The sequence below is a fragment of the Pseudomonas sivasensis genome (assembly GCF_052938085.1).
The window spans coordinates 961,575-987,799 of sequence record NZ_CP176442.1 but is presented as its reverse complement, the minus strand read 5'-3'; the positions used below and the strand labels follow the sequence as shown (position 1 = coordinate 987,799).

Sequence of the window (26,225 nt, the reverse complement as noted above, 5' to 3'; positions counted from 1 at the left end):
AGTGAATCTTAGGGTCGGAAAACTCAGTCCAAGGGCGGCACAGGGAGCCCGCGCTTGGCATAGAAGGCATCGACGAAGGCGGCCAATGTACCCTGTTGAATAGCCTCGCGCAAACCAGCCATCAGGACTTGGTAGTGACGCAAATTGTGGATGGTATTCAACATGCTACCCAGCATTTCCCCGCATTTGTCCAGATGGTGCAGATAAGCACGGGAGAAGTTCTGGCAGGTGTAGCAATCACAGGTGGGATCCAGCGGCGAATCATCATGGCGATGGAACGCGTTACGGATCTTCAGCACGCCTGTATCGATAAACAGATGCCCATTGCGGGCATTACGGGTTGGCATCACGCAATCGAACATGTCCACACCGCGGCGCACACCCTCTACGAGATCTTCCGGTTTGCCAACGCCCATAAGGTAACGAGGTTTGTCAGCGGGCATCAGGCCTGGCAAGTAGTCCAGCACCTTGATCATCTCGTGTTTGGGTTCGCCTACCGACAAACCGCCGATGGCCAAGCCATCGAACCCGATTTTGTCGAGGCCTTCAAGCGAGCGTTTACGCAAGCTTTCATGCATACCGCCCTGGACGATACCGAACAGCGCAGCGGTGTTATCACCGTGGGCGTTCTTCGACCGCTGAGCCCAACGTAGCGACAACTCCATGGAGATTCTCGCGACATCTTCATCGGCCGGGTAAGGCGTGCACTCGTCGAAAATCATCACGATGTCGGAACCCAGGTCGCGCTGTACCTGCATCGACTCTTCCGGTCCCATGAATACTTTGGAACCATCCACCGGCGAGGCGAACGTTACGCCCTCTTCCTTGATCTTGCGCATGGCGCCCAGGCTGAACACCTGAAAACCACCGGAGTCGGTGAGGATTGGGCCTTGCCACTTCATGAAATCGTGCAGGTCGCCGTGCTTCTTGATCACTTCCGTGCCCGGACGCAGCCACAGGTGGAAGGTGTTACCAAGAATGATCTCGGCACCGGTGGCGACGATGTCACGGGGCAGCATGCCCTTTACGGTGCCGTAGGTGCCAACCGGCATGAACGCCGGCGTCTCTACCGTACCGCGAGGGAAAGTAAGGCGACCGCGACGGGCTTTGCCGTCGGTGGCCAATAATTCAAACGACATACGACTCATAAGGTTTCCTCTGGGCCGCGTGGCGCCGGGTTACGGGTGATAAACATCGCATCACCGTAGCTGAAAAAACGGTACCCATTATTGATGGCCGCTTGATAAGCCGCCATGGTTTCCGGGTAACCGGCAAATGCCGACACCAGCATCAAGAGCGTGGATTCCGGCAGATGGAAATTAGTGACCAGGCAATCGACGACGTGGAACGGCCGGCCTGGGAAGATAAATATATCGGTGTCGCCACTGAACGGTTTGAGCACACCATCACGCGCCGCGCTCTCCAAGGAGCGCACGCTGGTGGTACCCACTGCGACTACACGCCCGCCACGAGCCTTGCACGCAGCTACCGCATCGACAACTTCCTGGCTGACTTCCAGCCACTCGCTGTGCATATGGTGGTCTTCGATGTTATCCACACGCACCGGCTGAAAGGTGCCGGCCCCCACGTGCAGGGTCACATAAGCCGTCTCGACGCCCTTGGCCGCAATCGCATCCAGCAGCGGCTGGTCGAAATGCAGTCCGGCCGTTGGCGCGGCAACCGCGCCTAGGCGCTGGGAGTACACCGTCTGATAGCGCTCGCGGTCCGAGACTTCATCAGGGCGGTCGATATAGGGAGGCAGCGGCATATGGCCGACGCGCTCCAGCAGAGGCAGAACCTCTTCGGCGAACTTGAGCTCGAACAATGCATCATGGCGCGCCACCATCTCCGCTTCGCCGCCGCCTTCGATCAGAATGCTCGAACCCGGCTTCGGTGATTTGCTGGAGCGCACATGGGCTAGCACGCGATAGCTGTCCAGCACGCGCTCCACCAGAATTTCCAGCTTGCCGCCGGAGGCTTTTTGGCCAAACAACCGCGCAGGGATTACGCGGGTGTTGTTGAACACCATTAAGTCGCCTGGTTTTAAATGCTCAAGCAAATCAGTGAATTGACGGTGTGCGAGGGCACCGCTGACCCCTTCCAGGGTAAGCAGTCGGCTGGCGCGACGCTCGGCCAAAGGGTGGCGTGCGATCAGCGAATCAGGGAGTTCAAAAGTAAAGTCAGAAACGCGCATGATGGGGTTCGTCTAGCAGGGCCGGGAAGTTTAGCGGAAATAGTGAAAATAGACCATGAAACGTGATTGACCAACGGTAATCTCATCTCTATACTTCGCCGCCATTGAGCCCTGATGGCGGAATTGGTAGACGCGGCGGATTCAAAATCCGTTTTCGAAAGGAGTGGGAGTTCGAGTCTCCCTCGGGGCACCACATAGCAGTATCTGAGAGTCTCTACCAGCCTCTCAGACCCAGAAAAACCGGCCACTTGGCCGGTTTTTTTGTGCCTGTCTGTTTACCCCTGTCTCCCCTTATCCGTTGTATCCCTGTATCCCTGCTTGTATCCTGAGGAAAACACCGAACTTTGGGATACACGGATGAAACGCGCAGACATCAAGCGCCGCCCTCTCGCCGATACCACGCTTATAGGGCTTGAGCCTGAGACAAAGGAATATCGAGAGCTGGATGGAAACGGCTTATATTTCCGGGTCAAACCGGACGGGGGCAAGTCATGGCAACTCCGGTACAAGCGTCCTGCAGGTAACTGGGCATGGATGGGCCTCGGCGGCTATCCAGAAGTCAGCGGCGCACTTGCCCGTGAAAGAGCAGCCGATCTACGTAAGGTTGTCAGTAGCGGTGCCGACCCCCTTGAACAAAAGCGCTCGGCAAAAGCGGCAATCGATGCCGCTCGAACCCGAACCTTCAGAGCGGCTGCGGAAGCTTGGCTCAAGGCAAAGGAGGAAAAAGGTCTCGCCTCCTCCACTCTCAATAAAATCCGCACCTACCTCGACAAAGACATTCTTCCAGCGCTTGGTGATAAACCTCTGGACGAAATAACCCGAACCGACTGTGCAAATCTCCAGGCCTCACTCGAAGCTCGGGAGGCGCATAACGTTGCTGAAAAATGTCGGACTTGGGTCAATCAGATTTTCGGTAGAGCAATCGGCTTAGGACTGACAGAAAACGATCCCGGTAGCCGTCTACGCGACATCGCAGCTCAAGCACCGAAGACTCAACAACACCCTCATTTGCTAGAGCCCGAACTCGGCGAGTTTCTGACCGCTTTAAAGAACACCCCCAGCAGACTGACCGCCCGAACGGCGGCATGGCTTTGCATATGGACAGCCTCAAGGCCGGGAATGGTTCGTCTAGCGGAGTGGAAGGAGTTTGATCTCGATAGAGCTCTTTGGACTACACCTGCATCGAAGATGAAGATGCGCCGAGACTTTGTGTGTCCCCTTCCGCGCCAAGCGCTGATCGCCCTTAGAGAGCTGCACACTTTAACCGGGCGCAGCCGCTGGCTATTTCCTGGAGTAGGCGCGATAAATCCTACGATCAGTGAAAACACGATAAATAAGGTATTCGCGACCATTGGCTATAAAGGACGTCTTGTTGGCCACGGCACACGACACACGGCGAGCACCCTGCTCCGTGAACACGGATGGCCAAAGGAGCATGTGGAGGCGCAATTAGCCCACAAAGAAGAGGGTATCTCGGGCGTCTACAACAAAGCTCAGTACCTCGAGCAACGTACAACCATGATGCAGTGGTATGCCGACCATCTGGACAAGTTGCAGAACGGGAACGTTTTGCCGGGCCGGTTCGGACAGGCAATTTGACCGTGCAAATCCCGAACCCTCAAAAAAGCGGTGTTCCGCGTGTTCCATGTGTTCCGAAACTGCTGAAAGCCTTGAATTTCGTTGCTTTCAAGCGTGGAACACAACTGGCGATCAGCTGGAACACATGGTCAATGGAACACAAAAGGTGTTCCAGAATGGGGCAACATCCGCCAGCAGCCCCCCCTCTCCTCACTGGCGGCATCACAGCTCTGCCGAGCGCAATCGCTCGCGTTTTTTCGATTGCAGAAACGGGGCGCGGGGCGAATGTTGAATAGAATTTTTTACTTGAGCGCTCCTCTCGAAATCGAGGGCTGGGAGATTGTAGAGACGTTTGAGCGATTCACTCTGTACGACGAATTTGCAGACCGCATAGATGAGGCTCTAGAACTCATACGGCAGGGTCAGGAGCAATGGGCGAGTCATCAGACGGATGGAGAGTGGTCCGCTGAGTCCGTTCGAGTGCTGGCTAATGTCAGAAGGCTCTCCTACAACATTAGCCAACAATTTGAACGCTCCAGCGATGATCTACCTCGATGCATCCACTGGAAAATAGGGGAATCGTCTAATTCAGCTATCACTGACAGCCAGTACATTGCCGCGCTGGCAATTGATCGAGCTTGTCGTGTCATTGAAACACTAGAGAGGTGGTTGAGCGGCTTCGACAAAGACCTAGGTGCGGGAAACTTTGAGAATCTGGCAGCTCTGAATGCAGATGCGTCCAACGACTCTGTGGAGTTTGTGGAGGAGGTGCGCCACGAGCAAGCTTATCTAGAAATCGAAGCGCGAGAGACTGCTGCCGACGTAATGGGATCAGCCCGATACTACATGACCCTCGCCGACGTCTATGCCTCTCCGCTGTTGAGCAATATTGAAAAAACTCGCATCACCGCCGCTGCACGCAAGGCAGGCAACAGCTCGGCTGCTGTGCGCCGTGAAGCTACAAGAGATCGCGATGAAAGTATTTGCTCGCACGCCAAGCGCCTGCTCAGTGACGGACGATCAGAAAGAGAGATCGTAGGCATTATTGCCGGCACCGATTCTGCGCTAAGAGCCCCAGGAAGCACCGTTAAGCTTTCCAGAAAACAAATCCGTAACATTCTGGCAGGAAACGGAATAATTGGTGTAGCCGGAGCGCAGTAGCCAACGGAGTTTCGCAACGATACGAATAGTCATTTGTATTTTTTAATTGAGGGATGGGAGCACTGAAAATTGCGTCTCCTTAATTACGGAAAAATTCGCGCAATGACAATCACATATTACACGCGACACTTTGGCACGCCATTAAAAACCGACTACAATGCGAGAACACATTTCAATAATTATCAAAGCTTGGGCAACGCAAATAAAACTTAGGATGCCATGAAAATAACATTAGACACTAACATCCTTCATCAAGAAGGATATAAATCACAGAACATGCAAGTTCTAGCACGCCTTGCCGAAGCGGATCTTGTAAAGCTGTATGTTGCTGATCTAGTTTTAAGGGAACACGACTCAAAGCGCTTATTAGATACCACATCAAAAATCCAGAGCATCAATCAAAATTTAAGAGACATAAATAAAATATTTCTCAAATCAGGAATCTCAGTAGAAAAAATTGAGAGCATAGAGAAAGCAATTTCTGAGCTAGACAAAGAGACACAACAAAACATATCCAACTCTACACTATCCTGGCTGACAGAATTAAAAATCTCGAAACTAGACTTTTCGATAGACTGTTACAAAAAGCTTTGGGATGACTATTTTGAAGGGGCAGGCGCTTTTAAAAAACCGAAGAATAGAGAGGATATTCCTGACGCGGTGATAGGGCTCTGCATTATGGAGTCTGCGAAAATAGATAGCATGGTAGTGATCTGCAAGGATGGGCAGCTTAAAGGGCATCTTGCAAAAGAAAACAACCTAGCCGTATACGATGAATTAGCGAGCTTTATTGCTTCTCAAGAAATTCAACACCTCCTGAGTATCTTAGATTCGCGAAGCGCAAACATTGAGAAAATAAAAACCGTTATCGATAGTGACCGTTTTAGAGAATCCATATTCAAATATATTTCTGCGCATAAATCAGACCTTTGGTATGCATGCTGGCAAGACGACGATGTTGAAAACACGAGTATTCTTCCGCTCCCTGTCAGAGGAGCCATAAGCATCGGCGGTCCGCTTGCAGACACTATTACTGATGTAACTTTCGGATCAGTAGCATGTGTAGAGCCTAGACACTACGTTATGCCGATACAATTTTTTGCACAGATGCCGGTTTCCTTCGTAAGTTATTACATGGACTGGATACACTTGCCAAATGACAAAAGAAAGGGTATCGATATTGAATCAATGGACGGCGATGGAGTCGGGGACTTCACCATCTCCAAAATAGCTCGAGTTACTGGTCAGGTAGTAATTTACTTTTTAGAGGAAATGACAGCTGAAGCCGTTCTAGCTCACGCACAATTTATTGGACATGACAACTGCAAACTCGACGTAGAATATGTACCAGGCAAGCTTTATTTAATTTAGCAATTACCTGCCTTCCCCTTGTGGTTACCTTAGCCAAAAGGGGGAGACAGAGCGAATGGTTTCCGGAAGTTTGCATGCCCAGAGCTATCTATACTCAATACTTGCTACTGGCGTTTTTGTTGGCCTCACTGGAATCCCCCTACTGGCCGGACTCCGTCAGCTATGGCTACCAAGCGCTTGGGTTGAGTCCAATGTAAATGCTTGGTGAGCTCGAATTTGAGTGGGGATCCAGCTTTGGCAATCAACCATAATCGTTTGAAAGGGAAGTGAACCGCCGTTCGTTTCCCTTATCCCATTTAGCGTTAGCCCTGTAACTCTCAACGACTACAGGAAACGCTAAATGACTGTCGCAACGCTTCAATCCATCATCCCGCTCTCACCCTCTGCCACTGATTTACTCACTCCCGATCAAGTGGCCACCACTCTGGGACTGTCGCATCGCACGCTCGCCGCCTGGCGCAGTTCGCGCCGTAATCCGCTGCCGTATGTAAAAGTCGGAAGCCGCGTACGTTACCGCCCTAAAGATGTGTCGACGTGGCTGGAAAGTCGCACGCACAGCGCTGCTGAAACTGCGAGGAAAGAGAAATGAAAACCTCTCGTCTCCAGTCCTCTGCGAACGATTCCACTCCAATCGACCCATCGGTGACACTCATCCGAATTAGCGAGGTAATGGCCATCGTAGGTCTCGCTCGCCCGACTATCTACAAGCTGATGAATGAGCCTGAAAGTAGCTTTCCAAAAACCGTAAAGCTCACCAACAGCAATGCTCGCGGCGCCCCGGTCGCTTGGGTTTTGTCGGAAGTCCAAGCATGGGCGCGTGGGCGCGTTGAAGCCCGTGATGAGGTGGCCGCATGAGGCGTAACTACTCCCCATTCAAAGGTCCCTTCCACGACTCCTACAGCATCGGCTTTCAGCTCTACGCTCAAGGCGGCATCAATTGGCGCCATCGCACCATCGCCGGCGTGAGCTGGAACGGTGAAGAAAAAGATGCGTTCTTTTTCAATCCTGACGGCCTCGTTTTGCCGCTCACTCCCAATGCCTGGGAACTGCCAGAGATTATCCGCAAACACGCCATTCGCCGCGAGTTTTCCAGCGTTCATGGCCACGGTCACTTCGCGATGAAAGAAGGCCGCCGCGCGGGGCTGAGTCAATCAGCACTGAACAATTGGGTCACCTACTGGCTGATCGATCAGAAGGACGGCTACTCGAATGATCCTCAAGTCTGGAGCCAGATCGTTGAGAAGGATATTGAACAAGAAAAGATCATCAACGAACGACTCTACACCGACCTGCGAATCACGTCCGATCTCACCCAATACATGGATACGTGCCTGAACGAGCGGGGCAATGTGCTCGCCGAGCGGCACCGTCGTCGCTGCGCAGAAGACAGCAAGATCGCAGCGTGGCTCAAAGGTGACACTCCCCCTCCATTGTTCGCCAACGTGCAGGAGGCAGCATGAGCCGATCCGTTGCCAATCAAGCCTTGATGCATCCCTTTTCAGTGCTACGCCGCATCGGCTTTTCAGCCGCCACGATGCAGCGCCTCGAGCGCTATCGCGGCCGACAAGACAGGAAGGGTCGCGTGGTCAGCGTACTTAGCTGGGCCGACGGTACATGGTGCGCCCTCGCGCTTCATTGCGAAAAACTTGGTGCGGTGATCGTTGATGAAGGCCAGCAAACGGAAGCCTACGAAGACGCCCGCTCCATGATCCATGACGGCTTCCTCCCCCTGCTCAACCTGCGCTGGGAAGCCCACGCCTGAAACGAAAACGCCCCCGGCGGCAACCGGGGGCGTTTGAGGTCAATCTGTATGCCCGGTCAATTTATGTCGCATCAAAAAAATCCGCAAGGCTTCGTGCCTGTTGCGCTTGTAAAAACTCGGAGTTATCCTGCCGCCGTCGCTGCAAATTCAGCGACCGGGCGTAGGAACCCGAGAATTAGTAGGCGCATCAGCGCCCAGATCACAACTGCAGGCGTTTTTTTTCGCCTGCAGTATCGTGTTATGGCGGCTGTGTGTGGGCAGGCTTCGGCCTGGCCGGGTGCCTACTATCCCGGTATTCCTACCCCGCGCACAGCTGCCACCCAATCCCGTAGGAAGGACGGTGGCGGCTCCAGTCAGAAAGTAGGAGCCTCACCCATGCCCGCTCTCATTCCGTCCAAAAATCGCGCCGCTGCACACCGTGCAATGGCTCTCGCCGCTCTACACGCCAATTCCAGTCTTGCTACACGTCTCGCCCGCTACAACGCACACATGGCCAAAGCTCGCGCTCTGGAAGCCGCAGGCGGTGCCCAATGAACAACGCGCTGACTTTTTCCCTGCCCGAAGACATTCTCAGCGTCAGCCAGCGCGCCGGGGCCGGTGTACCGATTGACGCCATCGCCTGCGCAATTGAGCGCGCCGACTCGGTGCTGACGTTGCTCGAAGACCACTTTGAAGGTGAGTCGCGCCTTTCTAACCGTGTTATTGCCGCCGTCATATGGGACGTTCGCGGCACCCTCGGCTTGATCAAAACCCTCGCTCTGCACGGTGATACCACTTCCGTTCCAGCGGAGCACGAAGGCGGTGCGCTATGAACGCGTTGACCACGATTGGCCGCACGGATTTTTCGCCTGCTAATGCCAGCGGCTTGAAGTTGTTTCGCGTCAACGCAGGCATCCCCATCGAAGATGCTCTGGAGCTAGCCTCTCAGTTGCAAGACCACGTGAACCTGCTCAACCGCGACGCCGTCATTAGCGATCAATGCGAACGGTTTAGTTGGCCTGCTCTTTATCTAGGTGAAATGGCAAAAGCGCTGCTTGATGACGTGGCTCACACCCTGTTCTCGCCGAGGGCCGACACATGAGCCAGCCCCGGAGCAGCAGAACGAAACGTCCGAGCTTCGCCGACGTAAAAGCCGCATCGCTGAAGGATATTGAACGTGTCCTAGCGCACTGGCTGCCCAACGGAAAGCGTGTCGACGGTGGCAAGGAATACACCGCCCCCAATCCGACTCGCACCGATAAGCGTGCCGGCTCGCTCAAGGTCAATTTGAACAAAGGCACCTGGGCTGACTTCGCCACCGGCGACAAAGGCGGAGACCTTATCGACTTGGTGCGCTACTTGGACGGCGGCACCGATGTCGAGGCATGCGCGAAGCTCACCGAACTGCTGAGCGTGAGTGTCGGTGCGGCGCGGTCGGCTCCTACTCAAGGTAAAACCAAAGGGCCAACATGGACCGCCATACAGCCGATCCCGGCCGAAGCGATGCAACGTTGCCCGGTCCGCCATCGAGATCACGGTGCTCCGTCGAAGGTCTGGATCTACCGTGACGCTAGCGGTCAGCCACTCATGGCGCTTTACCGCTTTGATCTTGGTACACATGAAGACGGCAAGACTAAAAAAGTCTTCGCTCCACTGACTTGGTGCCAGCGCTCCAACAGCGAAACCACGCAGTGGCGATGGCAGGGATTGCCTGACCCGCGTCCGATCCTGCGCTTGGAAGAATTGGCACTGCGCGATTCTGCACCTGTCGTATTGTGCGAGGGCGAAAAAGCCGCCGATGCAGCAAGCGAATTGATGCCGGACTTCGTGGCCACGTGCTGGCCGAACGGGTCTAACTCTTGGCACAAGGCAGACCTGGCGCCACTCAAAGGACGTCATGTTGTGCTTTGGCCGGACAACGACAGCAGCGGCTCCGCGTGCATGGAAGAGGTCGCCAAAAAGCTGCTCGAGATCGGTGCCGAATCGGTGCGATTCGTTGAGCTGGCTGCGTTCAAGCGCAAACCCACGCTAAAGGACGGTCTAGCCGCGTTTGCCAAAGGTGGCAAGTGGGACGAAGGCGACGATGCCGCCGACGCGCTGGCCAAAGGTTGGACGGCAGCACACGTCGCCGAGCTGGAGCGCAGCGGTGAGCTGTTCGTCTCCCTCAACCACGAGCAGTCCGACGAACCTGCAGAGCCAAAAGCAGCAGCCAAACAACCGGCAAAATCGAAAACCGATTTGCTGCCCGGTGGATTTCGACTGGCCCCCGAAGGCGTGTTCTATACCGGTGATGATGGTGAGTCGCGGCCTGTGTGTTCCCCCTTGGAGATTCTCGCCCGTACTCGCGATGACAAGGGTCACAACTGGGGTTTGCTGGTTGAGTTCGACGATCCAGACGGGGCTAAAAAGCGCTGGAACATTCCAGCTCGCAACATGACCGGCGACTTCGGCAAAGACGTTTTAGGGCCGCTGGTGGATATGGGATTGCGCTTGTCTGGAACGCGCTCCGGTCGCAATGCGCGCAACGATCTTCAAAGTTACCTGCAAGGGTTCGACAGCAACGAGCGGGCGCGCTTAGTCACTCGCCTTGGATGGCATGGACCTGCATACCTGCTGCCCGATCAGCAAATCGGCAACAGCCATGAGCACCTGTTCTTTTGTGATTCCGGCGCGCAGCTTCCCCCCATTAGCGAGGCCGGCACATTGGAGCAATGGCAACAGCAGATCGGCGCGCTTTGCGTTGGGAATCACCGCTTGGCGTTTGTCGCCAGCGTTGCCTTTGCCGGACCGCTTTTGCATTTGCTGGGGCATGAATCAGGTGGCTTTCATCTATACGGAGACAGCTCCGGCGGTAAGACGACACACCTGCAAGTTGCCGCCTCGGTCTATGGCGGACCGCGACTGGTCCGGTCCTGGCGATCGACCGATAACGCATTGGAGTCGATTGCCGCCGCGCATTCGGACGGAGTTCTGGTACTCGATGAAATCGGTATGTGCGATCCGCGCATTATCGGTGAAACGGTGTACATGCTCGGCAACGGCACGGGTAAAGCGCGCGCCAATGATCGAGGGCAAGCAGGCCGTCAGGTGCAAGAGTGGCGCTTGTTATTTCTCTCGACCGGCGAAAAGACACTGGCGCAGCACATGGCCGACGCGAACAAAGAGCTAAAGGCAGGGATGGAAATCCGCATGCTCGCAGTGCCTGCGGATGCGAGCAAAGGGCTTGGCATGTTCGACGTGCTGAACGGGTTCGAAGACGCCGCAACCCTGTCGGACGCACTCAAAGCACGAGTAGGCAAATACTACGGTACGCCGCTTACCGCGTTCCTGTCAGCGCTGTGCAAGCCAGGTGAAATGCTCGGCTGGACAGCCATGCTGCGGCGCACGGTGGAGCGCTTCATCGCCAAGGCCCTGCCTGCTTCCGCCAGCGGTCAAGCGCATCGTGCCGCTGCTCGCTTCGGTCTTGCCGCTGCCGCAGGTGAACTCGCGACGGCGCTCGGTGTAACAGGCTGGCCGGAGGGCACCGCGACCACAGCGGCGCAAGTTTGCCTGAATGCTTGGCTCGAGGAACGCGGTGGCGCCGGGAACATGGAAGGTGACGCCATCGTGAGTCGATTGCAGCAAGTCATCGAGCGATTCGGTGAAAGCCGCTTCACACGCTGGGACGGTCTTGCCGCCAAAACCGACGATCACGCACCACGAACCACCGACCGCCTCGGTTTCCGGCGCACAGTTGAACACGGCATGGGCGATGGCGTTTACACGTTGGTCACCTACTACTTCCTGCCCACCGCGTGGAGGGCGGAAGTGTTCAAAGGCATGAGCCTCACCTTGGTCAACCGGGAACTGATCGAGCGCGGAATTCTGGAAGCCAGCGCGGAAGGTCGTGCTGCGCAATCGGTGCGGCTCCCCGGGCTCGCCAAAACGAGAGCGTACGTGGTGCATGCCAACGCCCTCCTCTCCTCTGAAACCGAAGCCGCGTGAAGTTGGCGGATCGAGGAGAGCTGCCGGCCGCCTCGGGTCTGGCCCGCCCGGAATAATGCGTACAAACACCACAAATTTTGATATGGAAGAATTCTCATGAGCGAACTTCAAAAGCAACTCAAACACCATCAAGCGGAACTGGAACGTCTCAAAAAGGCGCTACCGAATCTTAGCTCGGCGGCAAAGGAGGCCAAACGCTTCCACGCAAACAACCGCATTAATAGAGCGCCTTATCCTCGCGAAATCACTGATGCGTTTGATAACGCTAAATCGGCTATCGAGGGTCACGCTTCCGAGATCAAGCGTATTCAAAGGCTAGTCGACTGGGAAGATGGCACCCGGTTCGCGAGCGCCAACATCAAAAAGGCTCAGAAAGAAATCAGTCAGGTACAGAGCGACCTGCAAAATCTGCAGGACAAACGCCTAAAACTGTCGACCAAACTGCAAAAGCTAGAGGATGAGAAACGAGCCGAAGTCGAGAAGGCCCAATATGCGGAGAAACAAGCCGCGGCGAGTTATGCGGTCGCTCTCAGTGACGGAGACGACGCAGATGAGCAGCGTGCGGAGAAGGTGCTGCGTCTCGCCTCCGAAGCCCTGGCAATGGTGACACGTGGCAAGCGAGGAATGGCAGCGACCGCGCAGGCCTTGAAAAACGAAGTCGAAAAGCTCGATGTGGAAATTGCAGAGATCAGAGAGGTTTTGAAAGATCTTGGTCAGCGCCAGCTACGCGTAGCGCGGATCATGTGGGCTGACCGCATGGACAAGGCCGCTCAGGAATTCGCCGCCGTCGCGGCACACTTGGAAGCCACCGAGAAAGCCTTGGGATGGACAAGCTCGTTGAGTGAGCTCTATGTGCCCTTGCAAACCCCGCATGGGGCTTCGTGCATCAGCGAGAAGACAATCAGAGATAAAGCCTATGCACTATCCATGGAGCAGTTGCTAGCCGCCTGACTCACCGCATCGCCGATACCTACGGCGTTGCTTTCCACCCATAACCGGATCACCAAATCGCGGAACACCAAACGTGTTCCGCGTAACTGGTGTTCCGGTTATTAGCATTTGGTGTTCCGCCTCTGAAAGCCTCGTATTCCGTGGCCTCCGACGTTTCTGGAACACATGGAACACGTGGAACACTTCCTCTTCACTACCTACGGATTAACTTTCCCCTCGCCCCCTTTCGCGGCGTGAACCTTCAGCGCGAATGGACGCGGCGGATAGCTCCGGATCTGCCGATTGCTGTGTGCGACTAGTCCCAGGCAAGGAGCCGTAGCGGCAGATTTTACGGGTCCTCCTGAAGGGGGGGCCCCTACACGGGTTATCAGACTCGCAGGTTTCCTCTAGCTGCCATTTTTACAAGGATGTCCGTCTTTTTATTACTCAAACCAAACTTGAAGCACACCGAAATTAAATCATTTATCAATACTACTCTCGAGTGTTACTCCTGTCCTAGGGTTGCCCTTGAGTGTAACAACATTAAGTAATGACCCACCAAGCGCGGAAGAAAACTTTTGCGTTACATGCCTCATTAAACTGTCGCTTGAAGTTGTTAACACAAGAGACGTATCTTTTTCAGAAACTGCCAATACTCTAAAAATATCTAGCATCGCAACTCTATTCAAGTCATCTAGATGAGCAATGGGTTCATCTAAAAAAAACATCCCCCCCATGCTCATTGCACGAGACAAGTACAATGAAAGCGCAAGGTCTTGACGTTGTCCCTGGCTAAACATTGCCCCAGCGTTTACAGTTAAATCATCAGCGACTCCTGACCAAATTAATCTTCCCTCTTCTGAATCTACTCCGATCCCTTTATAAACTTCATTAGCATGCATCCGGGAAAACAACTGCTGAGCGGGCTCCATCAATGGGGCAAGCTGCGACTTCGTTAATTCTTTTATGTGCGAATCGTAAATCCCGTATACTCTTTCGGCTCTTTTTGTGCAGCTTTTAGCCTGATCAAGAAGAGATTTAAGCCTATTACACTCAACTGTAAGCCGATTCAATTCTTTAAATGCAATTCCAGATTTAATACTTGTGCTCGCAATTGAAACCTGCTCTTTTGACAGGTCCAACTTTTGCCGCCTATCCGAGATAAGCTGAGCCACTCTCTCCAACTCCTGCGAAGTTGGTGGCTCAGAGACCTTAAGAATCTTGCACGCATCAGAAAACTCAGTCTTAGACAACAATAAAGCACTGAGCCTTTCCTCAAGGTTTTTTAGGTCGCGTGCCTCCCTATCTCGCAGCTGCTCTTCCTTTGTCAAATTAGACTTTAAACCAAGCAATTCACGATCTACTTTTGACAAACTACTTTTTTGTTTTTCAATAAAAATTTTCACTGTATTTGACGCCTGAGAAACACGCTCAGAAAAGGTTTTCTCAGCTGTCACAAGCTCAAACTTTTTTTCAACTTGCCGAATAGTTGAATAAAGTTCGTTAACATCCTTCGAAACCGAAAGCCGATGCTCATAAGAGTAAATCGAATCTACGCTAAACTGATCGATGCTCTCGAGTGTAAGCTCATCGAAAGGAGATTGCGAAATCATCTCCTTAAGCTTCTCTTCAACATCTGAAAGCTCGCGCTGCGCCAAGGTGGCTCGCATTTCAACTGCAGCAATCTCGGAATGTTTCTTTTCTGCTGAAGTAAGTAGCTCACCCGTACGCTTTACATTCACCTGTAATACTGCAACAGATGGCGCAACAGTACTCATCGCCACACCAATTAAACGGAGTAATTTATCGTGCGTAGGCTGTTCTACTCCACACAGTGGACAACTTTTAAGTTCTTCATGTTCATGAACAAAGCCCTGACCTAATCGCCGCAGCTCATCAAGAGACGATGAAATAGCTGCCAACTCCGAAATCGCCTTCTGATTAAGCTCTCTGTAATTAGTTACCTCCGCACTGGCTTCACTTAACTGCGTCGCGGCGGGTCGCTGCAAAATAACTTTATTTAATTCAGAATATTTTTTACGAAGATCTATGAAGTCTTGCTTTACATTGGAGAATTCATCAACCGCTGATATTAATAAAAAAATTTCAGATTTTGTCCAAAAAGCCTCAGGCAAATTCTCTTTCAACTCGGAAACAGTTATATCAGAGGATATTGACTCCTCAAGATCCTCCATATCAGAATATACTTCATTTGCTTTTATCAGCACCTCACAAAGCAGTTCAAGGTTCTTAAGAAGTATTTGTCCATCTGAACTTTCTGTATTTTTCTGAGAAAGATCAGAGGCAACCTTATTAACTCGCTCCTCAACCGACTTGTTACGATTGATAGCTTCTGAGATAAGCCCCCGGAGATTTTTTATTTCACTATACGTTAATTCAGCACTTTGTAAGCCGCCGGATAGATTTATGAACTGACTAGAAACTGAGGCGAGCCTATGCTCTGCACCCGAGATAGCTGCATTAACCGCATCCAACCGTTGATTATGTTCCTCTACCCCTTCAGCCTCCTTGATATTTAGAATTGAATAAGCAAGTTCTATTGACGTATCAAATGCTGTGGGCCCCGCCGAACTTATATCTTTCTTAGCACTCTCCATTTGCAATTCGATTTTTTTAATATTGGACTCTAACCCTCTATAACTTGGCAAAGCATCCCAGTAAGCCTTTATTTTTCTTCGCACTGGCGTCAAATGCCCATAGCCTAGAATATCCGCAAATATTTGCTCCCGCTTATCTAAGTGATCATCATCAATAAGTAATCCGAGCGCTGTTGAGTACAGCCAACGCGTACCTCGCAGCCAACTACTACGTTCCTTTATCGCATAATCTGAACGACTACTTACAGCCAAATTATCAGGTGTCAACGCTTTAAGAAACTTCAGAGTATCGACCTCATGTAGCTTCCCAGCACTCTCCCTACTCAACCCGTCAAAAGTTCTAATTAACTTGAGAGGCTTATCATCAAAACTACCTATGGCAGACACGCACGTCTCGCTCGCTCCCCACTTACAGGTAATAGCGTCATCTTCAATTCCTTCTATGCGACCAGTTAGCAACCACTCCACAGCCTGACAAACAGTACTCTTCCCAGTTCCGTTAGCAGCGTAGATTAGTGTTAGAGGTGCTCCGAGCGGCACGGTAATTGTGTCTGGAACCCCCCGAAACCTGGTTATCTCGAGGCTATCAATTTTAAACTTTACCAATGCCATTATTGGGCACTCCATGTATCATGTGCTCGAGCTAGGGCCCTTGGCTGAGTAGACTCCAATTCATCCATAAGCATTTGCGCTTCATGATCGAGAGTCGGCAAACTCCCTATATCCGATAGCATTGTAACTTTACTTACTCCCAGAGTAGTGACGCGTTCCAGCCTTGCCCATCCAGATGCATCAAACCAGACTATGTGTTTACGACACAAACGCGTACTTTGCTCTATCTCTAAAACTACAGACTTCAAGTTCTCGTAGTATTTATCTAGCGCAATAATCACATAACCATCTATTACTACACCTGATGATTCACGAGTCGTTAGTATCTCATCAAGAATTCGCTCCGCTAAAACAGCATGCTCAATCAGCTTTTCTTGAGATAACTGGCTTATTGGCCAAATCAATATAGATGCATAAGATGATTCAAGATAAGCAAACGGCACGCGCTCTTCATCATTCAAATCTAATTCGATGGCAACCTTTTCAAACCCAGCACTAGCACCTAACGTAAACACGAGTTCTTTCAACGCCTCAAACATCTAATGCCTCCTTTCGTGCCACGAGTCCTTCAAAAAATTTTGCACGCTCGTCTGACTCCGAAACACCAGACATATAACAGTTTTGTATTTCACGCATCGGAAACAAATATGTTTTACGGGCAATGTTGGGTTCCGCAATACTTCCTGGCAACGAAGCTGGACTCGCGATATTGTCACGAGACTTACTTCTTGTCGCGCGACCTGCTGGCTCTGGATCACCTAAGACGGAGGTAAATATAATTAAATCTGGAGCTGCACCGCCAGTTTTCGAATACTCGGATACCATAGCCTCGACTTGATTTAATGACATATTCCTATCTGCCCATAAGAAGAGTGACACTACAGGTTTACCGAACTTACAATAATCAATATGCGCTGGATACTCATCATGCTGTACCCACTTCGCGCCGTACCCACCCGACAAGTAGCAAGCAGCTTGCAAAGGCTCGCATAACTTTGAGAATGATTTGGAGATATCATTCACACTAAATTCCAATCCGGGCTGGACACCATAAAAAAATCCAGCCGACAGCTTAGTTGACTTCTTATAATTTGAAGAAATTAGACTTTCATAAAACTCAGAAAATGAGTCATGCAATTGCAAACTGCTATGCGGATGTGGCAAATGCCACTTCATATGCCGACTTAACTCAACACCACCAGGATCAATATCTCCACTTACAACTCCGCGCAAATCAAAGTGCGGAACTTCTATTACCGACTCGATGCCTACCTGAGTCCATCTCAGAACAAAAAATATATAAGATTCATCATCACGTCTGAATATTGATCCCTTTGGCGACGATCGTCTATTGAACAAATAGCTACTTTCCACAAAGGAAGGAAAATATCCGGACGCGCTGCGCCACTCATTATCAAACTTGGTAGTCAGCGAACTATTTGCTAGAAAAACCCCGACCTCTCTCTGCAGATTCCTTCTGACAGCAAGCACATCACTTATTGACTCATCATGTTTATCCGAAACCTCATCCCAATGCACAGCCCCACAAATCATGGTTCTACGGCTAGAACTATCTTCATGCATACCCAAAGCTAACCGCTTGAGAACCGAGTGACGAGAAGCCCAGCTACATAACATATCATCATCAATTAACGGATATATTATAAAATCATTGAATGACAACCTAAGTCCAACATCTGCCGATTCAAAAGTCGGATCCAAAGGAGTATTCACTATCAGAGGGTAACGTAAGACTTCTTTATTATCGCCTACTTCACCGGCATTTCCCTCACCCTCAACTCTATCCTCTTGAAGCTTTAACCAACACCAACCAAATTTATACCGACGACTGGCGGCAAGAATAAAATGTCTAAAATACCAAACGACCCCAGGCTCATTCTTCAAATTATTTATTTCCTGACCGTCCAGCGCACCACAGCCAGCAATCAGAATAACTGGACTTGAAAACCCCCCAAGTATCTTTTCAATTCTCATATCGTCTGCACAACTAAAAGCCGAACCACCAGCTAAAATAACTGTGAGGCGTCCGCCGACCATCGATTTAACAGCATCATCTTGACCCAAAGCACTCTCTAAAGATCTTAAAGCAAAATCACCCGTACCCTGTATTAACACAACATTGACTTTATCATTATGCGAGGCAAACATCGGAATTTCGACTGTATACGAGTCTTCCTCCAGCTGCATCCAAGACGAGTTAGGTGGAGCGCCAGCAGACCTGAAATAACCTGCTATTAACTCCTTAAGCTCCTCACCTACAATGGCGACATGCCGCAAAGAAAAATAATTTGAATAGACGCCTGGCGTCTTTCTTACTAAATCGGACAAATCATTTTGCCTATAAACGCTTGTCTCGACCTCTACTAACGAGCCCCACACCAGATCGCAAACATCTTCCGGAGTTAAATTAACAAAACCTGGATAGCCGCTAAACGTTTTCAGATCCTTTACAAGAGAGCCAAATATATTAACGATCTCGGACCGCAAATTATTGAAACGTTCACTTCCTGACGAATTAAAAAAAACCAGACCATCTTGATGAACGTTTTTTGCAACAGAAAATATATACTTAAATTTCTGGCCTGCCACAGGGGTAAGGTAAGGAAATATTCGCGCAAATAGAAAAAACTTACAAAGTTCGTAGAGCATCACCTGCCTACTCAGCGTAGAAGCACGAAGTCGCTTACACTGCACCACACCAACAGGTTTACCGCTGTTAAATAGAACTACATCTTGCCCCATATCACTCCCGCCATTGAGGCGGATTGATTTATCGTACCAGTCCCACCCCTTGGCCCCTTGGCGCTCTCGATAGAGATCAGCAATTAGCAGTTCAAAGTGCTCTGGACTAAGTCTTTCAAAAGGCAACTGACCTCCATCAAGTTCAAACACGGGAGGTTTTACTTTCTTCGCAGCCTCTCTGAGGCTATCTGATAGCGATTCGGGAGTTTCGTGCATACTAAGATTTGACAAGAGCTAATCCTTTACGCAACTTGGATAGACCGTACCAACCTTCAGTACGCTTCACGGCATACTGCTATGAACAAACAGCCTTCGCAACAGATAGGCAAAATTCCCCTGCATGCGTCATTTTTAGGCATCTCCTACATGAGCCGCCAACTCCCATGCCCCTTCTGGCAGGCTGTCCACTCCCAATCGTTCCAATGCATAATGCGCACCTCGGTATCCATGCTAGGGAGTTCATGTGGGTCAGGGGCAAGGCACCTTTGCCAGTTCTGCCTGATTGATCCCAGTACCGGAACCGTAAGTGATTACTTTGATGGGTCATAACCAAAGTCAGCGGCAATGGCTGTGTATCCCGACGTGTATCCCTTGAATGCAAAACCTTTCGAAACGGCCAACCCATATGGAAGATTCCAGTCTCCCTCGGGCACCATCTTAAAAAAAGACCTTGAATTTCAAGGTCTTTTTTTTCGTCTGTGGAAAAGTGAAGTCACGTCGCCAGAGGCCGGCAAAGGTGCCCAGAAGGCGAGAACAGACAAAACCAGCCCACAACCTTAAAGATCGTTGAGCGCGCTCACGCCCCGCCCCAGAAGCCTTGTGATGACATCGAAAGCCCACTCTCGCTCCCCTCCCATCACGCATAAGCCAACGCGCGAATCTCGAATTACGATATCGGCCTTATCGATTGGACGAATTTGGGCTACTCCGAGGCGTCGGCAACACCCAGGCCCAACCATTGAGAGATTTCTAGCTTAGGTAGAAGGCAATATCCGTTAGGAATCCTGGCAAATGTTCCGCATTAGGCAGTGCGCGTATCCGTAAGCGTCTGCCGAACTCAACTTGCATAAGCTTGAGATTCATTATAGAGGGCTTCGCAGAGAGCTGTAGGCAGGTTTCGAGTGCAATCAACTGTTGGTTGAGGCTCGTCTCAGCACACTCGGCCTGCCGCCCTACCCAAAGGAGATGAGATGAAGGACCAATCCGCCCCTATCCTGATTGTTATCCTTGACGTTCAAGATGCGATTGATCGTCCGAACTGGGACGGCAAAAATAATCCTAACTATTTGCCGGTCATCCCGCGCCTTCTCAATCAGCGTGAATCGCCCCAGATTCTCTAGACACCTTGCAAGCTCATTGCGTAACGCTTTTCAAACTCTACCGATGGCAGCTGATTGTTGAAACCATGGCGGCGTTTTACGTTGTTTCATACGTACGAATGTAGGTGATGTCAGTGACCCAAACCCTGTTGGATTCCAAGACATCGAACTGGCGCTTCAACAAATTGGGTAATGCTACCGCTGGCTTACCGCCGCACTTTCCGGGGCGGCGTCGATAACCTGTCTGAGAACGCATACCTTAAAGACGCATCAGCCTAGCCACACAATGACCACCACAATCCTCACAGACCTAGCGCAGATCGTCATGGATTTTGCGATAGCCGTAAACGCCGCCGCTCTCCAGCCAGGAATGCTTGACCAAACCCAGCAGTCGCTGGTCGTCTTTGGCGCGTATAGATTGCGGCTCAGACCGCCACGCTGTAATAACCACCGGGATGCACTATCAGCGTCAGGCAAAGCCGTCGAATCGAGTAGTCGCCCGTGCGCTGCTTGATAAAGGCGCACTTTTTGGCGAAGTATCCAAACACCTCAGACTTGGGTACCAATATAGCGCCCGATTGAAGTGTCAAAATCATTAGGCCAGTTCAGGCCCGCCGCCCCTGAGGATATTCGAGAGCTCGCCCTGATCCGTCCTCGCACTTTCCGCCCGCCCAAAACAAAACCCCATCTGCTTTCGCAAATGGGGTTTCGGAATTTAATCTTGACGATGACCTACTCTCACATGGGGAAACCCCACACTACCATCGGCGATGCATCGTTTCACTACTGAGTTCGGGATGGGATCAGGTGGTTCCAATGCTCTATGGTCGTCAAGAAATTCGGGTACTGAGTCGTGACCAGCTGGCCTCGCTTCAGCAAATTGGGTATGTGATAGCTTTCGGTGTTTGCAAGAGTCGAACTTTCGGTTCATTTCGTCTTCACACACCGCAATCTGGTGCTCTTTCGCTTTTCAGCTCGAAGCAAGCAAATTGCTTGGGTGTTATATGGTCAAGCCTCACGGGCAATTAGTATTGGTTAGCTCAACGCCTCACAGCGCTTACACACCCAACCTATCAACGTCGTAGTCTTCGACGGCCCTTTAGGGAACTCAAGGTTCCAGTGAGATCTCATCTTGAGGCTAGTTTCCCGCTTAGATGCTTTCAGCGGTTATCTATTCCGAACATAGCTACCCGGCAATGCCACTGGCGTGACAACCGGAACACCAGAGGTTCGTCCACTCCGGTCCTCTCGTACTAGGAGCAGCCCCTCTCAAATCTCAAACGTCCACGGCAGATAGGGACCGAACTGTCTCACGACGTTCTAAACCCAGCTCGCGTACCACTTTAAATGGCGAACAGCCATACCCTTGGGACCGGCTTCAGCCCCAGGATGTGATGAGCCGACATCGAGGTGCCAAACACCGCCGTCGATATGAACTCTTGGGCGGTATCAGCCTGTTATCCCCGGAGTACCTTTTATCCGTTGAGCGATGGCCCTTCCATACAGAACCACCGGATCACTAAGACCTACTTTCGTACCTGCTCGACGTGTCTGTCTCGCAGTCAAGCGCGCTTTTGCCTTTATACTCTACGACCGATTTCCGACCGGTCTGAGCGCACCTTCGTACTCCTCCGTTACTCTTTAGGAGGAGACCGCCCCAGTCAAACTACCCACCATACACTGTCCTCGATCCGGATAACGGACCTGAGTTAGAACCTCAAAGTTGCCAGGGTGGTATTTCAAGGTTGGCTCCACGCAGACTGGCGTCCACGCTTCAAAGCCTCCCACCTATCCTACACAAGCAAATTCAAAGTCCAGTGCAAAGCTATAGTAAAGGTTCACGGGGTCTTTCCGTCTAGCCGCGGATACACTGCATCTTCACAGCGATTTCAATTTCACTGAGTCTCGGGTGGAGACAGCGCCGCCATCGTTACGCCATTCGTGCAGGTCGGAACTTACCCGACAAGGAATTTCGCTACCTTAGGACCGTTATAGTTACGGCCGCCGTTTACCGGGGCTTCGATCAAGAGCTTCGCGTTAGCTAACCCCATCAATTAACCTTCCGGCACCGGGCAGGCGTCACACCCTATACGTCCACTTTCGTGTTTGCAGAGTGCTGTGTTTTTAATAAACAGTCGCAGCGGCCTGGTATCTTCGACCGGCATGAGCTTACGGAGCAAGTCCTTCACCCTCACCGGCGCACCTTCTCCCGAAGTTACGGTGCCATTTTGCCTAGTTCCTTCACCCGAGTTCTCTCAAGCGCCTTGGTATTCTCTACCCAACCACCTGTGTCGGTTTGGGGTACGGTTCCTGGTTACCTGAAGCTTAGAAGCTTTTCTTGGAAGCATGGCATCAACCACTTCGTTAACTAAAAGTTAACTCGTCATCAGCTCTCGGCCTTAAGATCCCGGATTTACCTAAGATCTCAGCCTACCACCTTAAACTTGGACAACCAACGCCAAGCTGGCCTAGCCTTCTCCGTCCCTCCATCGCAATAACCAGAAGTACAGGAATATTAACCTGTTTTCCATCGACTACGCTTTTCAGCCTCGCCTTAGGGACCGACTAACCCTGCGTCGATTAACGTTGCGCAGGAAACCTTGGTCTTTCGGCGTGGGTGTTTTTCACACCCATTGTCGTTACTCATGTCAGCATTCGCACTTCTGATACCTCCAGCAAGCTTCTCAACTCACCTTCACAGGCTTACAGAACGCTCCTCTACCGCATCACTTACGTGATACCCGTAGCTTCGGTGTATGGTTTGAGCCCCGTTACATCTTCCGCGCAGGCCGACTCGACTAGTGAGCTATTACGCTTTCTTTAAAGGGTGGCTGCTTCTAAGCCAACCTCCTAGCTGTCTAAGCCTTCCCACATCGTTTCCCACTTAACCATAACTTTGGGACCTTAGCTGACGGTCTGGGTTGTTTCCCTTTTCACGACGGACGTTAGCACCCGCCGTGTGTCTCCCATGCTCGGCACTTGTAGGTATTCGGAGTTTGCATCGGTTTGGTAAGTCGGGATGACCCCCTAGCCGAAACAGTGCTCTACCCCCTACAGTGATACATGAGGCGCTACCTAAATAGCTTTCGAGGAGAACCAGCTATCTCCGAGCTTGATTAGCCTTTCACTCCGATCCACAGGTCATCCGCTAACTTTTCAACGGTAGTCGGTTCGGTCCTCCAGTTAGTGTTACCCAACCTTCAACCTGCCCATGGATAGATCGCCCGGTTTCGGGTCTATTCCCAGCGACTAGACGCCCTATTAAGACTCGCTTTCGCTACGCCTCCCCTATTCGGTTAAGCTCGCCACTGAAAATAAGTCGCTGACCCATTATACAAAAGGTACGCAGTCACCCAACAAAGTGGGCTCCCACTGCTTGTACGCATACGGTTTCAGGATCTATTTCACTCCCCTCTCCGGGGTTCTTTTCGCCTTTCCCTCACGGTACTAGTTCACTATCGGTCAGTCAGTAGTATTTAGCCTTGGAGGATGGTCCCCCCATATTCAGACAAAGTTTCTCGTGCTCCGTCCTACTCGATTTCATGACTAAGAGATTTTCGCGTACAGGGCTATCACCCACTATGGCCGCACTTTCCAGAGCGTTCCGCTAATCTCAAAGCCACTTAAGGGCTAGTCCCCGTTCGCTCGCCACTACTAAGGGAATCTCGGTTGATTTCTTTTCCTCAGGGTACTTAGATGTTTCAGTTCCCCTGGTTCGCCTCTTACGCCTATGTATTCAGCGTAAGATAACCATCTTATGATGGCTGGGTTCCCCCATTCAGACATCTCCGGATCAAAGTCTGTTTGCCGACTCCCCGAAGCTTTTCGCAGGCTACCACGTCTTTCATCGCCTCTGACTGCCAAGGCATCCACCGTATGCGCTTCTTCACTTGACCATATAACCCCAAGCAATCTGGTTATACTGTGAAGACAACATTCGCCGAAAATTCGATTTGGCTCTTTCGAGCCACTCACAAATTTTACCTTAGCCTGATCCGTTACCAGTGAAAGTAACGTTCAGTCTATCTTTCTATCACATACCCAAATTTTTAAAGAACGATCTAATCAAAGACTAGAAATCAACATTCACCATCATAACAATGGAATGCTCATTTCTAAGCTTTCAACAAACAGAAGCAGTAGTGGTGGAGCCAAACGGGATCGAACCGTTGACCTCCTGCGTGCAAGGCAGGCGCTCTCCCAGCTGAGCTATGGCCCCGTATTTCTACAGGCGTTTCCCACACAAAATTGGTGGGTCTGGGCAGATTCGAACTGCCGACCTCACCCTTATCAGGGGTGCGCTCTAACCAACTGAGCTACAGACCCAATTTCGGGCTGCTTCTTTATCGTCTTCTTCAATGAATCAAGCAATTCGTGTGGGAACTTATGGAGCAGCTGATGTCGTCGATTAAGGAGGTGATCCAGCCGCAGGTTCCCCTACGGCTACCTTGTTACGACTTCACCCCAGTCATGAATCACACCGTGGTAACCGTCCTCCCGAAGGTTAGACTAGCTACTTCTGGTGCAACCCACTCCCATGGTGTGACGGGCGGTGTGTACAAGGCCCGGGAACGTATTCACCGCGACATTCTGATTCGCGATTACTAGCGATTCCGACTTCACGCAGTCGAGTTGCAGACTGCGATCCGGACTACGATCGGTTTTATGGGATTAGCTCCACCTCGCGGCTTGGCAACCCTCTGTACCGACCATTGTAGCACGTGTGTAGCCCAGGCCGTAAGGGCCATGATGACTTGACGTCATCCCCACCTTCCTCCGGTTTGTCACCGGCAGTCTCCTTAGAGTGCCCACCATTACGTGCTGGTAACTAAGGACAAGGGTTGCGCTCGTTACGGGACTTAACCCAACATCTCACGACACGAGCTGACGACAGCCATGCAGCACCTGTCTCAATGTTCCCGAAGGCACCAATCTATCTCTAGAAAGTTCATTGGATGTCAAGGCCTGGTAAGGTTCTTCGCGTTGCTTCGAATTAAACCACATGCTCCACCGCTTGTGCGGGCCCCCGTCAATTCATTTGAGTTTTAACCTTGCGGCCGTACTCCCCAGGCGGTCAACTTAATGCGTTAGCTGCGCCACTAAGAGCTCAAGGCTCCCAACGGCTAGTTGACATCGTTTACGGCGTGGACTACCAGGGTATCTAATCCTGTTTGCTCCCCACGCTTTCGCACCTCAGTGTCAGTATCAGTCCAGGTGGTCGCCTTCGCCACTGGTGTTCCTTCCTATATCTACGCATTTCACCGCTACACAGGAAATTCCACCACCCTCTACCATACTCTAGTCAGTCAGTTTTGAATGCAGTTCCCAGGTTGAGCCCGGGGATTTCACATCCAACTTAACAAACCACCTACGCGCGCTTTACGCCCAGTAATTCCGATTAACGCTTGCACCCTCTGTATTACCGCGGCTGCTGGCACAGAGTTAGCCGGTGCTTATTCTGTCGGTAACGTCAAAACAATCACGTATTAGGTAACTGCCCTTCCTCCCAACTTAAAGTGCTTTACAATCCGAAGACCTTCTTCACACACGCGGCATGGCTGGATCAGGCTTTCGCCCATTGTCCAATATTCCCCACTGCTGCCTCCCGTAGGAGTCTGGACCGTGTCTCAGTTCCAGTGTGACTGATCATCCTCTCAGACCAGTTACGGATCGTGGCCTTGGTGAGCCATTACCTCACCAACTAGCTAATCCGACCTAGGCTCATCTGATAGCGCAAGGCCCGAAGGTCCCCTGCTTTCTCCCGTAGGACGTATGCGGTATTAGCGTCCGTTTCCGAACGTTATCCCCCACTACCAGGCAGATTCCTAGGCATTACTCACCCGTCCGCCGCTCTCAAGAGAAGCAAGCTTCTCTCTACCGCTCGACTTGCATGTGTTAGGCCTGCCGCCAGCGTTCAATCTGAGCCATGATCAAACTCTTCAGTTCAAACATCT

Annotated in this window: 18 protein-coding genes, 3 tRNA genes, 3 rRNA genes and 1 pseudogene; 14 read left to right on the top strand and 11 right to left on the bottom strand. The window is 51.5% G+C overall.

The annotated features are described in order from the left end of the window. Window positions 1–23 precede the first annotated feature (23 nt). Both tgt and queA read right to left on the bottom strand, forming a co-directional pair. Window positions 24–1,139: a tRNA guanosine(34) transglycosylase Tgt gene (gene tgt, locus ACKZ62_RS04725; protein ID WP_003175976.1), complete on the bottom strand. Its 1,116-nt coding sequence runs from the start codon at window positions 1,137–1,139 to the stop codon at window positions 24–26. 5 nt (window positions 1,140–1,144) lie between these two features. Next, entirely contained in the window at window positions 1,145–2,194 is a 1,050-nt protein-coding gene (gene queA, locus ACKZ62_RS04720) for a tRNA preQ1(34) S-adenosylmethionine ribosyltransferase-isomerase QueA (protein ID WP_447096386.1), read from the bottom strand. 108 nt (window positions 2,195–2,302) lie between these two features. On the opposite strand from queA, the gene ACKZ62_RS04715 reads away from it, so the two are divergent. The 13 genes from ACKZ62_RS04715 (at window position 2,303) to ACKZ62_RS04655 (ending at window position 12,980) form a co-directional block, all read left to right on the top strand. After that, window positions 2,303–2,387: transfer RNA gene (locus tag ACKZ62_RS04715), tRNA-Leu, on the top strand. Between the two features lie 164 nt (window positions 2,388–2,551). Continuing rightward, window positions 2,552–3,793: a tyrosine-type recombinase/integrase gene (locus ACKZ62_RS04710; RefSeq protein WP_236277552.1), complete on the top strand. Its 1,242-nt coding sequence runs from the start codon at window positions 2,552–2,554 to the stop codon at window positions 3,791–3,793. 285 nt (window positions 3,794–4,078) lie between these two features. Next, window positions 4,079–4,933: a hypothetical protein gene (locus ACKZ62_RS04705; protein ID WP_447096385.1), complete on the top strand. Its 855-nt coding sequence runs from the start codon at window positions 4,079–4,081 to the stop codon at window positions 4,931–4,933. A gap of 219 nt (window positions 4,934–5,152) precedes the next feature. Further along, the gene (locus ACKZ62_RS04700; protein ID WP_268977439.1) at window positions 5,153–6,304 is read left to right on the top strand and encodes a PIN domain-containing protein; all 1,152 of its coding nucleotides are present in this window, start codon (window positions 5,153–5,155) and stop codon (window positions 6,302–6,304) included. A 340-nt stretch (window positions 6,305–6,644) separates the two neighbouring features. Beyond that, window positions 6,645–6,893, top strand: coding sequence for a helix-turn-helix domain-containing protein (locus ACKZ62_RS04695; RefSeq protein ID WP_236277555.1), 249 nt, complete (start codon window positions 6,645–6,647; stop codon window positions 6,891–6,893). Beyond that, a complete protein-coding gene (locus ACKZ62_RS04690; protein WP_447096384.1) occupies window positions 6,890–7,159 on the top strand; it encodes a helix-turn-helix transcriptional regulator in 270 nt (89 codons plus the stop codon). Before ACKZ62_RS04695 ends, ACKZ62_RS04690 begins: the two co-directional genes overlap by 4 nt. Beyond that, a complete protein-coding gene (locus tag ACKZ62_RS04685; protein ID WP_236277557.1) occupies window positions 7,156–7,764 on the top strand; it encodes a hypothetical protein in 609 nt (202 codons plus the stop codon). The genes ACKZ62_RS04690 and ACKZ62_RS04685 overlap by 4 nt, the downstream gene beginning before the upstream one ends. After that, window positions 7,761–8,066, top strand: a complete 306-nt coding sequence (locus ACKZ62_RS04680) for a hypothetical protein (RefSeq protein ID WP_447096383.1) — start codon at window positions 7,761–7,763, stop codon at window positions 8,064–8,066. The genes ACKZ62_RS04685 and ACKZ62_RS04680 overlap by 4 nt, the downstream gene beginning before the upstream one ends. A 375-nt stretch (window positions 8,067–8,441) precedes the next feature. After that, window positions 8,442–8,600 (top strand): hypothetical protein, encoded by a 159-nt coding sequence (locus ACKZ62_RS04675; protein ID WP_447096382.1) that lies wholly within the window; start codon window positions 8,442–8,444, stop codon window positions 8,598–8,600. Next, the gene (locus ACKZ62_RS04670; protein WP_236277559.1) at window positions 8,597–8,878 is read left to right on the top strand and encodes a hypothetical protein; all 282 of its coding nucleotides are present in this window, start codon (window positions 8,597–8,599) and stop codon (window positions 8,876–8,878) included. The genes ACKZ62_RS04675 and ACKZ62_RS04670 overlap by 4 nt, the downstream gene beginning before the upstream one ends. After that, window positions 8,875–9,147 (top strand): DUF3077 domain-containing protein, encoded by a 273-nt coding sequence (locus ACKZ62_RS04665; RefSeq protein ID WP_236277560.1) that lies wholly within the window; start codon window positions 8,875–8,877, stop codon window positions 9,145–9,147. The genes ACKZ62_RS04670 and ACKZ62_RS04665 overlap by 4 nt, the downstream gene beginning before the upstream one ends. Continuing rightward, window positions 9,144–12,029, top strand: coding sequence for a DUF927 domain-containing protein (locus ACKZ62_RS04660; protein ID WP_447096381.1), 2,886 nt, complete (start codon window positions 9,144–9,146; stop codon window positions 12,027–12,029). The genes ACKZ62_RS04665 and ACKZ62_RS04660 overlap by 4 nt, the downstream gene beginning before the upstream one ends. Window positions 12,030–12,125: 96 nt before the next feature. After that, window positions 12,126–12,980 carry a hypothetical protein gene (locus tag ACKZ62_RS04655; protein ID WP_447096380.1) on the top strand — a complete coding sequence of 285 codons (855 nt, stop codon included), beginning with the start codon at window positions 12,126–12,128 and terminating at the stop codon, window positions 12,978–12,980. A gap of 458 nt (window positions 12,981–13,438) precedes the next feature. Here ACKZ62_RS04655 and ACKZ62_RS04650 read toward each other — a convergent pair whose 3' ends face one another. Genes ACKZ62_RS04650 through ACKZ62_RS04640 form a run of 3 tightly spaced genes read right to left on the bottom strand, consistent with a single transcriptional unit; the run spans window position 13,439 to window position 19,183 of the window. Continuing rightward, the gene (locus ACKZ62_RS04650; RefSeq protein WP_447096379.1) at window positions 13,439–16,189 is read right to left on the bottom strand and encodes a hypothetical protein; all 2,751 of its coding nucleotides are present in this window, start codon (window positions 16,187–16,189) and stop codon (window positions 13,439–13,441) included. Further along, window positions 16,189–16,728 carry a hypothetical protein gene (locus tag ACKZ62_RS04645; RefSeq protein ID WP_122611846.1) on the bottom strand — a complete coding sequence of 180 codons (540 nt, stop codon included), beginning with the start codon at window positions 16,726–16,728 and terminating at the stop codon, window positions 16,189–16,191. The genes ACKZ62_RS04650 and ACKZ62_RS04645 overlap by 1 nt, the downstream gene beginning before the upstream one ends. Beyond that, window positions 16,721–19,183 carry an ABC-three component system protein gene (locus ACKZ62_RS04640; protein WP_447096378.1) on the bottom strand — a complete coding sequence of 821 codons (2,463 nt, stop codon included), beginning with the start codon at window positions 19,181–19,183 and terminating at the stop codon, window positions 16,721–16,723. The genes ACKZ62_RS04645 and ACKZ62_RS04640 overlap by 8 nt, the downstream gene beginning before the upstream one ends. Before the next feature lie 959 nt (window positions 19,184–20,142). Between ACKZ62_RS04640 and ACKZ62_RS04635 the strand changes: the two genes are divergently transcribed. Then, window positions 20,143–20,292: a hypothetical protein gene (locus ACKZ62_RS04635; RefSeq protein ID WP_242460974.1), complete on the top strand. Its 150-nt coding sequence runs from the start codon at window positions 20,143–20,145 to the stop codon at window positions 20,290–20,292. Window positions 20,293–20,377: 85 nt separating this feature from the next. Here ACKZ62_RS04635 and ACKZ62_RS04630 read toward each other — a convergent pair. The 6 genes and pseudogenes from ACKZ62_RS04630 to ACKZ62_RS04605 form a co-directional block, all read right to left on the bottom strand. After that, window positions 20,378–20,798, bottom strand: a pseudogene (locus ACKZ62_RS04630) (IS3 family transposase); the annotation flags it as partial. 192 nt (window positions 20,799–20,990) lie between these two features. After that, window positions 20,991–21,106 (bottom strand): 5S ribosomal RNA (gene rrf, locus ACKZ62_RS04625). 169 nt (window positions 21,107–21,275) lie between these two features. Further along, window positions 21,276–24,167, bottom strand: a 23S ribosomal RNA gene (locus tag ACKZ62_RS04620). Window positions 24,168–24,414: 247 nt separating this feature from the next. Next, window positions 24,415–24,490: transfer RNA gene (locus ACKZ62_RS04615), tRNA-Ala, on the bottom strand. A gap of 30 nt (window positions 24,491–24,520) precedes the next feature. Next, window positions 24,521–24,597, bottom strand: a tRNA-Ile gene (locus ACKZ62_RS04610). 83 nt (window positions 24,598–24,680) lie between these two features. Continuing rightward, window positions 24,681–26,217, bottom strand: a 16S ribosomal RNA gene (locus ACKZ62_RS04605). Together the 16S, 23S and 5S rRNA genes with 2 tRNA genes alongside form the textbook arrangement of a ribosomal RNA operon. Between the last annotated feature and the right edge of the window lie 8 nt (window positions 26,218–26,225).